Genomic DNA, 13,168 nt, shown 5'->3' on the forward strand with positions numbered 1-13,168 from the left:
TCGGATTCGAGCCAATATCGAGGGCCTTGCTGTCGCACACGAAGGAAGTCCTCTTGGCGCTCTTACGTTAAGCATAGGCGTCGCACACATGAGCGAAGCCGACGCTATCAACCCAGGCGAATTGCTGGAGCTAGCTGACTCAGCGCTGTATGAAGCAAAACGTCTTGGACGAAACCGGGTTTTCCATCGGCGCACTCCATCGGCACTGGCACGACGAACACCATCAGCACACGTATGATTTTGAGTGGGAGGGCGAGGAACCCCATACGCACCTCCATCAACACGCGCCTATCACCCACACGCACGCACATTTACCCGATATTCACCACCGCCGCATCCACTGACACCGGAAGCGAATCTTCGCTTTGAAAGGTCGACGACCGGTGCATTCTGCGCCGGCCGTCGGACATCGGTTCGTCATCGGGACCGTTGGCCCCCAATTCTCTTCCAGCCAGTTTCAAAGGCTCCAGGTCGGCACCGCTCCAGTCCCGCCAGTCTCAACCCTTGCTCGAAATTCGTTCTTGTAGAGTAATCTACCGTGTTGTAACGTATACAACATGAATTCACTAAACGATTGGCTCCTCCTCGTCCTGACGCTGCCGACTGATAACGCCACTGCCCGGATGCGCTTCTGGCGTGCCCTCAAGGCCAAAGGCTGTGCTGTCTTACGGGACGGCGTCTACCTGCTTCCCGCGACCGATGCCGCAGAAGCCGAACTGTTGGAGCTCGGAACAAGCATCGGCGACGCAGGCGGAGCGGCCCATGTCGTGCGTACTTCTAGCCGGGGAGCGGACCAGGAGGCCGAATTTCGGTGCCTGTTCGATAGAACCGACGAGTACGCAGCCTTCGCGCGGTTGCTGGCGGATGCAAGAAAAACCCTGTCGGACCTCTCCCCGGCCGAAATCACCCGCTTATTGCGCCGTGTTGGCAAGGACTTCGAGGCCATTTCAGGCATCGACTTTTTTCGGAACGAGGCATCTACGCGGGCCGAGGCCGCCTGGCAGGACTTCGTTGCGTTGGCGAACACCGTCCTGTCGCCGGGGGAACCTCATCAGGCCGAGGGTGCGATTGTCGTACTGCATCGCGAAGACCATCAGGGCCGGACCTGGGCAACCCGTCAACGCCTGTGGGTCGACCGCGTTGCCAGCGCGTGGCTCATCCGGCGCTTTATCGATTCGCGGGCACGCTTTCTGTGGCTCGCGTCGCCGGGCGAGTGCCCGGAAGATGCGCTGGGATTTGACTTCGACGGCGCTGCATTTACGCACGTGGGCGACCGCGTGACCTTTGAGGTGCTGGTGGCCAGCTTCGGACTTGAAGACGAGCCGGGGCTGCTCAAGCTGGGCGCGTTGGTGCACGCGCTCGATATCGGTGGCCCGGTTGTACCGGAAGCCGTCGGCTTCGAAGCGGTAATGGCCGGGGCAAAAGCACGCGCGTTGAGCGACGACGAAATGCTCGCAGAGATGAGCAACGTCCTCGATTCGCTGCTCGCGCACTTTGCCGCATCTGGGAATACTGACGCCGGGAAACGTCCATGAGCACAGTCACGCACGCCGCGCCCACTTATACACTGGGCCAGCTCGTCCGCTACATGCTGCGGCTCGGCACCATTGGCTTCGGTGGCCCGGTCGCCCTGGCCGGCTATATGCGCCGCGACCTCGTTGAACGGCTGGGCTGGATTAGCGAAGAAGACTACAAGGAAGGGATAGCACTGGCGCAACTGGCGCCGGGACCGATGGCCGCGCAACTGGCCATCTATCTTGGATATGTGCACTTTCGGGTGCTGGGTGCCACCCTCGTGGGAATTGCCTTCGTCATCCCTTCGTTTCTGATGGTGGTGGCGCTCGGCTGGGCGTATGCACGCTTTGGTGGCCTGTCGTGGATGCAGGCGGTGTTCTACGGCGTGGGAGCGGCTGTTGTCGGCATCATCGCGATGAGCGCCTACAAGCTGACAACAAAGACAGTCGGCGCGGACAAGCTCCTGTGGGCGATTTTCCTGACGCTGGCCGCCGTGACGTTCATCACGGAGTCCGAGATTGCGTGGCTCTTCATTGCAGCAGGGGTTATCGGGTGGCTAAGACGTGCTCCGCCAAAGTGGCTCACCAAAGGTTCCGTGCATGGACTTGCTGTGGGGTACCTGCCGACGATGAGCGGCGTGCTCAGCGGGCTGGACCTCCCGCTGCTTGGCCAGATAGGACTGTTCTTCGCCAAGGCCGGCGCGTTCGTGTTCGGCTCCGGTCTCGCCATCGTGCCGTTCCTGTACGGAGGCGTGGTCACAGAACATCACTGGCTGAATGACCGTCAGTTTGTCGATGCTGTTGCGGTCGCGATGATTACGCCTGGCCCAGTCGTCATCACGGTCGGCTTCATTGGATTTCTGGTGGCGGGTTTTTCGGGTGCTTGTGTCGCTGCGCTGGGGACTTTCCTGCCCTGCTATCTGTTCACGGTTTTGCCGGCGCCGTACTTCAAAAAATACGGAAAGTTGCCGGCCGTAAAGGCATTCGTTGACGGCATCACGGCCGCCGCCGTCGGCGCCATCACGGGTTCCGTACTGGTTATCGCAAAGCGTTCGCTCATTGACATTCCCACTGTGGCGCTGGCCGTTGCGACCGTGCTGCTTTTGTGGCGCTTCAAGAAATTGCAGGAGCCGTTCATCGTAGTCGCGGCGGCTCTGTTTGGTCTTGTCGTTTATCCGCTCATTCATTCTCACGGTATCTAACAACGCGCGTTTTGCGCAGTCTGCAAGGAAAGCAATCATGGCAACACGTCGTACCTTCCTGCATAACTCGGCTGCTGTTGGTGCAGGAATCATGCTGGCCCAGGCACAAACTGTACGTGCCGCAGAAGAGCCCGGTTACACAGACAAGCTCACGGACGCGGACGGCAAATACGTCGCAGCGCCATTGCCATTCGCCTACGATGCGCTTGAGCCAGTCATCGACGCGCGCACCGTTGAACTGCACTACAACTTTCACCATAAGCCGGCGGCAGTCGCAGCGAACAAAGCTGAAGATGGATTGGCAAAAGCTCGCGAGTCGAATGACTTCTCGCTGGTGAAATTCTACGAGAAAGAACTCGCGTTTCAGTTGTCCAGTCACATCCTGCATACCATTTATTGGACCAGTGTCTCGGGCAAAGGTGGCGAGCCGAAGGGTGACTTGGCAAAGGCAATAGACAAAAATTTCGGCTCCTACGCGAAGTTCAAGGCGCAACTAGTTGCGGCAACCGTTGCTGTGGAAGCGTCTGGCTGGGGCATCGTTGGCTACCATGCAGCGACATCAAAGCTCATGGTCCTGCAGTGTGAGAACCATCAAAAGCTCACAGCCTGGGGCATTCAGCCCGTCCTCGTGCTAGACGTGTTTGAGCACGCGTACTACCTGAAGTATCAGAACAAGCGCGGCGACTACGTCAATCAGCTGTTTAGCCTCATCAACTGGGATAATGCGGCCCAGAGAATGCAAGCCGCACTACCTGCGCGGAGGATGACATGAAATGGATTACTCGCGAGCGCCCAAAAATTGACCGTATTGCCTGCCCCTGGCTCGTCCAACGGTTCATCGATAAGTCGCCGGAATTTCTCTTTGTACCGGCGGACCAGGTGCTGGCCGTCGCCGAGCTCGAAGGTGCGATACCGTTTGATATCCCTGGCGTGAAGCTGACTCACGTTGGCGAGCTCTGCAGTTTCGACACTTTCCTGGCGGAATATCAATTGTCGGACCCAGCGTTGGCCGCGCTTGCAGTAATCGTACGAGGCGCGGATACGGCGCGCCTCGACCTGGCCCCTCAGGCTGCGGGACTGCTTGCCTTGTCTTTGGGCCTCTCCCGGATATTTGAGAACGACCATGAGATGCTTTCGCATGGCATGGTGATGTATGACGCGCTCTATGCGTGGTGTCGCGATTGCCAAAGTGAAAAACACGATTGGCCGCCCACAGCGTAGAAAGCGAGAGCATTGGTACAAAAACATGGTCCCGTCTGGCCGGTCATCGACGCTTCGAACCTTCGCTGTTGCAGCTCTGGCGATTGCCACACTTGCCTCTGCTTCAAGTGGTCCGACGAACACCGAGGAGGCGTTCGAAGCCTCCAATCTACCTCTGCGGAAAGTCGCCGACGTTCCGCTTGGCGGTAAGACCACACGCTTCGATTACGAAAGCTTCGACCCAACCCGACACCTGCTATTTATCGCACACCTGGGCGATAGTGAAATCGTCGTCTTTAATACTAATATGTCTCGCGTGGTCGGACGCATCGCCGGCGTCAGTTCGGTTCATGGAGTGCTGGCAATTCCTGAGCTGGGGCGCGTATATGCGTCGGCTACCGGAGAAGACGAGGTGGTCGCCATCGACATGACGACGCTTGGAATATCCGCTCGCATCCCGACCGGCGCCTACCCGGACGGGATGGCCTATGCCCCAGAGGCGCGCAAGCTCTATGTTTCGGATGAAACCGGTGGCTCGGAGACGGTCATTGACGTGACATCAAACCGGCGAGTCGCAACCATCTCGCTTGGCGGTGAGGCGGGCAACACCCAGTATGACCCAAGCTCAAAGCACATTTTTGTCAACGTACAAACGCGCAATCAGCTGATTGAAATCGACCCGGCCAGTGACCAGATTGTTGCGCGGATTGACGTGCCCGGCGCGAAGGGAAACCACGGGCTGCTAATAGATGCTAACCAGCGGCTCGCAATCATCGCGTGCGAGGGGAACGACCGACTCATCGTTCTCGACATGCGCACCATGCGCGCGACATCATCGTTCGAAGTCGGAAAGGACCCGGATGTCCTCGCGTATGACCCTCCACTGCATTTGTTGTACGTCGCCGGCGAAGCGGGAGTTGTCTCAATGTTTCGTGTGGAAACAGGTGCGCTCTCAAAACTGGGTGACGGTCATATCGGCCCAAACGCGCACGTTGTAGCGGTAGACCTCGAGACACACCGCTCCTACTTCCCGCTCAAGAACTTGGGTGGACGGCCGATGCTTCGCATTCTGGAGCCCAGGAGCCAAGGGGTGCGCTGAGACATATGTAGCGAATGGCTTTGTGCGTTATATGCCTTCTGAATTCAGCTACCGCTTGCAGTTCGAGGACGATGCGCCACAAGCAATTTCGAGATGCTACCGTTTGTGGAGCGAGGCCGCCCTTGCAAGCAAGCAGGTACGAACCCTCGTTGACTTTGTGCCGCCCCTCCCGTCATGTGAAATTCGCCGCTGTGAACAAGGTCGCTCTGGCGCCCGTCGGTCGAGCTTGCAGCATCCTGGCATCCCGACCTCCGAGCCCCCTCTATTTTTCCAGTCGCTCTGTGAGCCATGCAAAGCAGTCGCGCGCCCAGTCAAACGGATGAGCTTGCCCGCAGGCCGGTCCGCACCGCAGATTACGCGGCCGAGAACCGAGCGCTTGTGGCGCTCGCCCGGACTCAGGCCGGCCCGCGCTCCGCATTTCTGCAAGCCATCGCGGACACGGCTCTGACACTGTGCCGTGCGGGAGCGCAGGCATCAGTCTTGCCGAAGGACCGGATGACAATCGGGTCTTCAGGTGGCTCGCGGTCGCCGGGCTCTGCGCTGGCCTGCGTGGCCATACGACAGCATGGGACGAGTGCCCGTGCGCTGTGACCCTGGAGGCGGGGACACCACAACTATTCGTCAATCCGCAGGCTCAGTTCCATTGCCTCGCGTTTCCGGGAGTCGAAGTACCGGAAGGCATAGTCGTTCCAATCAAGGCTGAGAATGCGGAGCTGGGGGCGATATGGGTGATGTCACACACAGGAATGCAGATTTGACCTCGAAGACGTCAGACTCCTCTCAAACCTCGCCGTTTTCGCCGGCTCGGCGTTGACCATCGTCAATGCCCGCGACAGCGGTGAAGAGAGCGACCGACGACACAACGAGTTTATCGCCATGCTCAGCCACGAGTTGCGAAATCCAATGGCGCCAATCGATGGCGCCATAAGTGCAGCAAAACGACTTTGCGCCGAAAACGAAAGAGCCGTCGAAGTCCTGACTATTGCGCAACGCCAGATGAGGCATCTGCGGACTCTGGTCGATGACCTGCTCGACGCCGCCCGTCTGAAACATGGCAAGCTCGCTATCAAGCACAGCGACACATCACTCAGCGACATTGTGTCTGATGCTGTGACAGCCATCAGACATCACATCGCATCCCGCAGGCACACACTCAAAATCACGGGGCTGGACGAGCCCGTCCCCGTGCGTGCTGACCACGTCCGCCTGAGCCAGGTGCTGGGCAATCTCCTTTCGAACGCAGCGAAATACACACCTGTCGGAGGCACCATCGAGCTCAACGTCCGCGTCGAGCCAGGCGACTTGCGCGACGAAGCAGCCGGGTTAGTTGTTATTGACGTCGCTGATAACGGCATGGGTATCGACAGCGCAGTCAAGCCGCACGTCTTCGAGCTATTTGCGCAGTCTGCCCGTGGCCAGGCGCGTTCCGAAGGGGGCTTGGGAATAGGCCTCGCGGTGGCAAAGCGGATGGTCGAACTTCACCATGGAACAATCTCAATTAGGAGCGAAGGCGTGGGCAAAGGCACGGTTGTGACACTCCGTTTGCCGATAGCCAGGACCATAGCAAATACAGACGCAGGCGCCCCCGGAGCGACCGCTGCGGCTCCCGAACCGGCGCGTCTCCTGCTTGTTGACGACAATCAGGATGCGCTCAGGGCGCTGAGCGTTTTGCTCGAGCTTGAAGGTCACGAAGTAACAACGTCGGACAACGGGCGCGGCGCCATACGCGCTGATGTCTGAAATGCCCCCCAGGTTGCAATCATCGATGTGGGCATGCCGGAAATGGACGGCTTCGAAGTTGCACGAACCGTTCGCCTGAATCGCGCATTCGACGGCGTCGTGCTCGTAGCGCTCACGGGCTATGCTTCCGAATCCGACAAGTCGAGGGCACTGGCGGCCGGTTTCGATTTCCATCTGACCAAGCCACTTTCTCTCGACAAGCTGTAGTACATCCTGGTGAATCGTGCCGATGGCAAGTTGCGGGGCATTGTCTAAGGTCGGTGAGCCCTTGGTCATGAGTTCAGGGCGACAAAAAAATCGGCTGAACCAAGGGGGACGTCGACCTGAACGGGCAGAAACACACCCCACTACCTGCCGCATCTGCAGCGAAAGGAGGAGTTCACATGCAAGAGTTTGAGCGTATCAAAATCCTGCTCGTTGCCGGGTTTGGACCAATCGTCCGCGATAACATCGCGGGCCGGAACTTGTACGGGGAGACGTTCAATATCTCATTCAAGGAGGAGTCGGGCGGTTATCTGCATACTGAGACTCTGAAAGGAGTTCAGAGTTTTGCCTTATGGCCGCTTGAGCAGGCGGCACAGTCCTGCTTTGGCAAAGATTCCTGGCCGGACGACACGCCCGTTCCCCAGGCATGGCTCGAATTCGATGTCGAAGATGTCGAAGGAGCAACTGCGGAACTGGAATCGCGAGGCTATCGAATTCTCATCAAGAACAAGATGGAACCGTGGGGTCAGACGGTCACACGATTTCTTTCTCCGGAAGGATTGCTGGTTGGCCTAACAATTACTCCGTCGATGCGGCACCCGTGAGCGTAATGGGACCGGTGGTTTGCTAGCCGCAGACCGCGTTGGCAGCTTGGGGAGCCAGAGCAGGAACATCCGGGGATGTCTCCATTTCTAAGCCCCTGCGCAGTGCGCTACATGAATGACGACCGCCTGCTCGACGGCTTTGGCGAACGAGCGTTGCGCGAAGTATTCAAGCGAACGAGTCGCCATGATGAACCGCTGGTGACGCTCGCCCTGCGTGGACCTCATTTGAATGCTAGGCTCTCAACAACGAACGCTCAGAATAGTCGACACGTCACTTTCTTCGAAATACATGCGGTCAAGCGGGAGTGTTATCCCGAAAATTGAAGTTGGTCGCCGGCCTCTTGCGCCCCAGAATTCAACCCGTCCAAAGTGGTTCACAACGATTACCTCACTCGCGCCGCCCTGCAGATAGCTTGCTATCCGGCGGTCGATCTCCCGCACCCTGTCGCTATCGAGAAGCACTTCAACGCAGAGGTCGGGCACAAACGGCACTGGGTCGTCGCGGTCGAAGCCTTCCCACTTGTCACACGGCATCCACACGACGTCCGGGACCCTGATGCCAAATGACCGGGTCGAAATGGCCACCGACATTGCTGCGCCATGACCCATGTGTTCGGTGAGGTGACAGTAGACATCTGTTAGCACTATCTGGCGCCTGGCCGACGGGGAAGGATTCAGAACAGCCTCGCCGAGTTCGTCCAGTTCATACCGGTAACGCTCGACAAATTCTGTATTCGGAGTGACGCGACACCAGGCGGCGAGCAGTTCGTCACGGTCCAAAAAAGCAGGCGTGGCCATAGTCCAGAGTCATCTCGCGGGGAAGTGGCTTAAGCGTAAACCCTCCCCGGACGATTTGACAATTAGTTTGTTATTGTGCGTCGCACAAATCCAACCGTAGTAACGAGGCTCTCGGCATGCGATTTTCCGCACTGGCAGTGTTGTTCGGTACGCTTCATGCCGTATATTGCGGGCAATCGAGGCCCGATATTCACCTAGATTCTGAGATTTATTGTGCAGTGCAGCGACGGGAGCGAAGACTGTAATTCGCGCGTCTCGTTTTGATGCTTTACGATTGCAAACAAAGCATCGAGCGCCACGGTGCAGCTCGAACACTCCGCGCCCGCTCGCAAATGGTTGCGGTGGGGCGTACCAGAACTGGCGGACGTGCCTGGATGCACGCGCCGCCGCTATCTGGCCTGCGCGGGATGTGATGCATGCCCTCCAGGCATAGACTTCAAAAAGTCGGTGGGCCACCGTCTTCCTCCAGTGACAGGGGCTTAAGGAAAGCTGCGAGCCAGCTTTGTACCGCATGTGCCGTATCGGCCGAAGATAGGAAACCCAACATGAAACTTGACGACGCCACTTTCCGGCAACTGCGCCGTCTCGCTCCTGTACTCGACGACTTGCTGAACGCGGGTGAGGTAGAGCATGCCGACCAGGCGGTACATCTTGCTGCATTGGCGCAACTTTGCTCACATGTGTTCGAGGCGTATCAGCGTCAGCATCCTGATGAGACGGCCCAGGCGCGTCTCGACGCAATCGAGTCGCCATAGCACGCGCCGTCCTGGTCGTAGGACTCGTTCCTAGGTCGACACTGGAACCAGCAGGCGTTGAGTGTTGTGGAAGCTGAACTGGAACGCCGACATCGCCCCGCCGAAAAAACAAACCGGCAAGTCGAAAGCGCAAAAATCGTAACGCCATGTTCGACGAAAAACGTCGAACGCCCGACAGGAACCAGGCAGGCCTAGTGCCGTGTACGGTCTGGCAAGGACTGCAGCAATGCGGTGACGTCCATCTCTTCATGCAGTTCCGGCCAGTACAACTGCTGGCGGTCCAAAGAGATGGCAAAACACCCTCGCTCCGCTGTTGTGGCTGCCTGCAGCGCAGGAAACCAGCCCAACGGAAATTCAACGGCCTGGCCGTCGGACAGGTCGAGAAACAGGTGTCCGCTGTCGAAATGCACGCTTACCGCCCCGCTGTCCATGGCCGTCTCCTTGATGAGAAGCAACTTAAAGATAGGTCGCCGCGAGACGCCAAACAAGGAAGAATGCCGAAACGCGGTGCCGCGACCAAAGTGATTCAGCTCTTCATTTTTCAAGACCATGTCGCGGCCCAGTACCCATTGCGCTAACTTCCGCGCGAACTGGTATCCATGTCCAACCGTTGCTGAAAGGTCGACGGGACGAGGAACTCGTCAACGCACCTTGCGCCCGTTGCTGAAAGTGCGAAGGCAGTTGCCGCGCGGCAATAGCCCCCTTTATCGCTGTTCCGACCAGGTCCTTGCAATCATGCCGGCGCCCTTAAAAAAGGGTCGAATGACGACCCTGTTGATTCGCGTGTCTTCGCCCACATGTGCTGGGCTTGCTTAACTGCTGCGGGCAAGCCGATAGACATGACCAAACCTGAATTTGAGGAGCGCGCAAGCGCGCGGCCCGACTTGCTATGTTTACTGGTGGCGATTGGAGCTGCATCCTACGCGCTGACCAACGAATGGCGAGTGGACCATATTGTTGAGTGCTGCCGTCGATGGCTCAAGAAAAATGGGCTGAAGATGGACTGGCTGGACAGGGTCCGCATCGGTCAACTCGCTCTGAAGATTGCCAGCAAGGACTTGCTGGAGGCAGGCGTCGCAGTCCGGCTGTCCAGCGTGAACGCCCTCTTCACCGGCGAGATGGAACTCAACGAATCAAGCACAATGGTCCAGAGGATGATGGCGCTTTGCCAGGACGCGCTCTGAACACGTTCGAGCTCACGCCCGTAGCAACTGCTTTCATGTCGCGGGCAACAGCGACTGCGCTGCTCCGCTCCGAAATCTCTACATATCAAGTTGGGAAAAGCGGCCGCAGTTGCCTGTACAGATTTCGGAACGACGCTAGCCGTTCCACAAGTATCGAATGCCGCTCATCGTCAGGAAAGAATTCCTGCGAGAGCGACGGGGTACAGACGACTGCCGCGAAGTCGCCGCCAACCGCTAACCAGCCGAGACGTGCGGCTCCGAGCGCAGCGATGCACTGTGTATCGGGCGGCCGGCGTACCGGTACCCCAAACGCGTCAGCAATCAACTGCGTCCAGAACGTACTGCGTGCACCGCCACCGATAAGACTCAGCGAGGTTTCGCGGGTGCCATCCGCACGCAGGGCATCGAGGCCATCCGACAAAGCAAACGTGACGCCCTCAAGAACCGAATAGGCAAGCGTGGCGCGGTCGGTCGAATCAGCAAGTCCACAAAACACGCCTTGGGCGTAAGGGTCATTGTGGGGTGTTCGTTCACCGGAAAGATATGGCAAGAACAATGGAGCTTTGGCGCGGCGGTTCGCACTGACACTCTCGACCTCACCTAGCAAACATGCTTCGTCGGCAGAAGTGAGGTTGCACAGCCAACGAACGCAGCTAGCCGCTGACAGCACGACGCTCGTTCGGTGCCACCGGTTCGGAATCGAGTGGCAGAGCGCGTGTACACCTAGGTGCGGGCTCGGCCGAAACTGCCCGGTGACAACGGACAGCACTCCCGAGGTCCCGAGAGACAGAAATCCATCCCCGGATTCTGCAGCGCCGACGCCCAGCGCGCTTGTCGCCGTGTCGCCCCCACCAGCCGCAACAATCACATTTGCGGGCAGGCCAAGCTCACTAGCAATACTGCGACGCACGACGCCGGCTGCCCGGCTCCCTTCTTCAATCAGTGGCACCTGCTTTCGCGTCATGTCACAGGCTTGCAAAAGAACGTCGGACCACTCGCGACGCCCGACGTCGAGCCAAAGGGTTCCTGACGCATCGGATGGGTCCGTGAGCTTTAAGCCGGTCAAACGCAGACGTAGATAGTCCTTCGGCAGCAGGACGCACGCCAGTTTCCGGAAGTGCTCCGGCTCGTGTCGTGCAACCCATAATAACTTTGGTGCCGTGAGCCCTGGCATGGCGCAATTGCCTGCGATTTCATGCAGCCCTGGTGCGCGGGCCGTGAGTTCAGTGCATTCGCTGACGCTGCGCATATCGTTCCACAATATCGCTGGGCGCAGCGGCCGGTCATTGGCGTCAAGGAGAACGGCACCGTGCATTTGACCAGAGAGACCAATGGCCTGTATGCGTGCAAACGCGTCGGGATAGTTCTTACGCAGCGTCGCTAACGCAATGCGCGTAGCTCGCCACCAATCCTCTGGGTCCTGTTCTGACCATCGGTGCCTCGGCCTCGATATTTCCAGCGGATGGCGAGCGGTCCCGACGACATGTCCATCGTCGGCCAGCAGGAGGACCTTCAATTCCGTCGTGCCGAGGTCGATGCCAAGAAACATTAATTGAACTCAAGATACGTCTTGCCCATATCGCCTAGAGGTCGAAGTTGGTTGGCATCAGGACCACGTCACGGATGGTCATACCACGTTGCCGCGTCAGCATGAACATAATGACCTCCGCTACCTCGCTGGGCTCAAGCAGACTCCCCGACTCTTTAGCTTCCTTGAGTTTTTCCTCCGGCCAGTCAGCGAGCAGTGCGCTAGCGACCGGTCCGGGCGAGACGGAGCCAACGCGTATTCCATGTTTGAAAACCTGGCGCCGCACCGTCTGGACAAAGCAGTTAATGGCCCATTTGGACGACGCATAGACCGGCTCCCAGGGCGTCGGGAAGTGAGCAGCAAGTGAGCTGGTTACGATAATATCGCCGGTCCGTCTGGCTATCATGTGTGGCAGGACATCGTGAATGTTTTTCATCACCACGTTCACGTTGAGATTCAGCATGCGGTCAATCGCTGCCGTATCCGCGTCCACGAGGTCGCCGCCGACATAAGTGCCGGCGTTGGCGTGCAGGATATCGATTTGCCCCGCGATTTCTAGCACGCGTGGCACGAGCGTTGAGCAAGCCGTCGGGTCGAGCAAATCTACGACTAGCGGAATCGCCGCGTCGCCGTGTTGCCTGCAAATTGCCGTCAGTGCAGCATCATCGCGGTCGACGAGCACAACGCGGGCACCTGCCGCCAATAATGCCTCTGTGCTGGCCAGCCCAATGCCTGAAGCAGCGCCAGTGACAACCGCGACCTTGCCCTTCAGCTCTCCTGCCATTTCCTCATCCTCCTGGTTGGCGGTCACCGCGCACTTGCTCCGGTGGCAATCTTCCTAGGCAGCCTATCGCCCGCTGAGCCCGTCGGCGACATCGAATGCGGCTTCCCCTTCACAAAAGCTTGTGCCGGCAGGTACACCATTCGCGCTGCTATTGGCGTCAGCGTCAATAGACCAATACAAACGTCGTAAATGAACAAATGTTCACTGCATGATCAAATAATCGAATATGGTTGGCATCTCTGTCAAGGCGATTTCAAGAAGGAAAACCCCGATGGCCGGCGAGCGAACGGCGTTCACCAACCCGACACTCACGGTGCGCTCGATTAAACGCGAGACCCGCCGACTCCTGCGTTCGCGCGGCATGCCCCTCCACCAGCACAACACCTCCGCTGGGTGCCGACCCAACCGGACAGTGAGTTCCCGGGAGCTTGCATGAAATCAGGGGCAACCGCGTTTCCTACGGCCTTGACGGCAACGCCGCCCGGCAACCCTCGTCCCGCCTACGTTCGGTCAGACGGGAGATGAGTCGACAGGTCGCCTGAGAGCAGGACGTCG

General features: G+C 58.5%; 14 protein-coding genes and 2 pseudogenes. 12 read left to right on the forward strand and 4 right to left on the reverse strand.

The annotated features are described in order from the left end of the window. Positions 1-16 precede the first annotated feature (16 nt). The 10 genes and pseudogenes from P0D96_RS46230 to P0D96_RS46275 all read left to right on the forward strand — a co-directional run bounded on the left by P0D96_RS46230 (position 17) and on the right by P0D96_RS46275 (position 7,564). Positions 17-238 (forward strand): diguanylate cyclase domain-containing protein, encoded by a 222-nt coding sequence (locus tag P0D96_RS46230; RefSeq protein WP_408320880.1) that lies wholly within the window; start codon positions 17-19, stop codon positions 236-238. Then, positions 198-344, forward strand: a pseudogene (locus P0D96_RS46235) (EamA family transporter); the annotation flags it as partial. The gene P0D96_RS46230 and the pseudogene P0D96_RS46235, both read left to right, overlap by 41 nt. 213 nt (positions 345-557) lie before the next feature. After that, on the forward strand, positions 558-1,535 hold the full coding sequence (locus P0D96_RS46240) for a chromate resistance protein ChrB domain-containing protein (RefSeq protein ID WP_408320866.1): 978 nt from the start codon (positions 558-560) through the stop codon (positions 1,533-1,535). Continuing rightward, positions 1,532-2,716, forward strand: coding sequence for a chromate transporter (locus P0D96_RS46245; protein WP_408179948.1), 1,185 nt, complete (start codon positions 1,532-1,534; stop codon positions 2,714-2,716). Before P0D96_RS46240 ends, P0D96_RS46245 begins: the two co-directional genes overlap by 4 nt. 37 nt (positions 2,717-2,753) lie before the next feature. Further along, the gene (locus P0D96_RS46250) at positions 2,754-3,488 is read left to right on the forward strand and encodes a superoxide dismutase (RefSeq protein ID WP_408291678.1); all 735 of its coding nucleotides are present in this window, start codon (positions 2,754-2,756) and stop codon (positions 3,486-3,488) included. After that, positions 3,485-3,937 (forward strand): chromate resistance protein ChrB domain-containing protein, encoded by a 453-nt coding sequence (locus tag P0D96_RS46255; protein WP_408320868.1) that lies wholly within the window; start codon positions 3,485-3,487, stop codon positions 3,935-3,937. Before P0D96_RS46250 ends, P0D96_RS46255 begins: the two co-directional genes overlap by 4 nt. A 25-nt stretch (positions 3,938-3,962) precedes the next feature. Continuing rightward, positions 3,963-5,015, forward strand: coding sequence for a hypothetical protein (locus tag P0D96_RS46260; protein ID WP_408320882.1), 1,053 nt, complete (start codon positions 3,963-3,965; stop codon positions 5,013-5,015). Positions 5,016-5,825: 810 nt separating this feature from the next. Next, on the forward strand, positions 5,826-6,755 hold the full coding sequence (locus tag P0D96_RS46265) for a hybrid sensor histidine kinase/response regulator (protein WP_408320870.1): 930 nt from the start codon (positions 5,826-5,828) through the stop codon (positions 6,753-6,755). Positions 6,756-6,770: 15 nt separating this feature from the next. Beyond that, positions 6,771-6,962: pseudogene (locus P0D96_RS46270) on the forward strand (response regulator); the annotation flags it as partial. 176 nt (positions 6,963-7,138) lie between these two features. Then, the gene (locus tag P0D96_RS46275) at positions 7,139-7,564 is read left to right on the forward strand and encodes a VOC family protein (RefSeq protein ID WP_408320872.1); all 426 of its coding nucleotides are present in this window, start codon (positions 7,139-7,141) and stop codon (positions 7,562-7,564) included. 240 nt (positions 7,565-7,804) lie between these two features. Here the strand turns inward: P0D96_RS46275 and P0D96_RS46280 are convergent, their stop codons facing one another. Beyond that, the gene (locus P0D96_RS46280; RefSeq protein WP_408295481.1) at positions 7,805-8,362 is read right to left on the reverse strand and encodes a Uma2 family endonuclease; all 558 of its coding nucleotides are present in this window, start codon (positions 8,360-8,362) and stop codon (positions 7,805-7,807) included. A 545-nt stretch (positions 8,363-8,907) separates the two neighbouring features. On the opposite strand from P0D96_RS46280, the gene P0D96_RS46285 reads away from it, so the two are divergent. Then, positions 8,908-9,117 (forward strand): hypothetical protein, encoded by a 210-nt coding sequence (locus P0D96_RS46285; RefSeq protein WP_408183478.1) that lies wholly within the window; start codon positions 8,908-8,910, stop codon positions 9,115-9,117. A gap of 191 nt (positions 9,118-9,308) precedes the next feature. On the opposite strand, the gene P0D96_RS46290 is transcribed toward P0D96_RS46285, so the two are convergent. Beyond that, on the reverse strand, positions 9,309-9,668 hold the full coding sequence (locus P0D96_RS46290) for a DUF2442 domain-containing protein (RefSeq protein ID WP_408320874.1): 360 nt from the start codon (positions 9,666-9,668) through the stop codon (positions 9,309-9,311). A 288-nt stretch (positions 9,669-9,956) separates the two neighbouring features. On the opposite strand from P0D96_RS46290, the gene P0D96_RS46295 reads away from it, so the two are divergent. Further along, on the forward strand, positions 9,957-10,301 hold the full coding sequence (locus P0D96_RS46295) for a hypothetical protein (protein WP_408320876.1): 345 nt from the start codon (positions 9,957-9,959) through the stop codon (positions 10,299-10,301). 85 nt (positions 10,302-10,386) lie between these two features. Here the strand turns inward: P0D96_RS46295 and xylB are convergent, their stop codons facing one another. Together xylB and P0D96_RS46305 are read right to left on the reverse strand one after the other, a co-directional pair. After that, positions 10,387-11,850: a xylulokinase gene (gene xylB / locus P0D96_RS46300; protein WP_408320878.1), complete on the reverse strand. Its 1,464-nt coding sequence runs from the start codon at positions 11,848-11,850 to the stop codon at positions 10,387-10,389. A 34-nt stretch (positions 11,851-11,884) separates the two neighbouring features. Further along, a complete protein-coding gene (locus tag P0D96_RS46305) occupies positions 11,885-12,613 on the reverse strand; it encodes an SDR family oxidoreductase (protein ID WP_408320884.1) in 729 nt (242 codons plus the stop codon). Positions 12,614-13,168: the final 555 nt, after the last annotated feature.

It is taken from the genome of Paraburkholderia sp. RL17-347-BIC-D (assembly GCF_046027915.1).
Classification (GTDB): Bacteria; Pseudomonadota; Gammaproteobacteria; order Burkholderiales; family Burkholderiaceae; genus Paraburkholderia.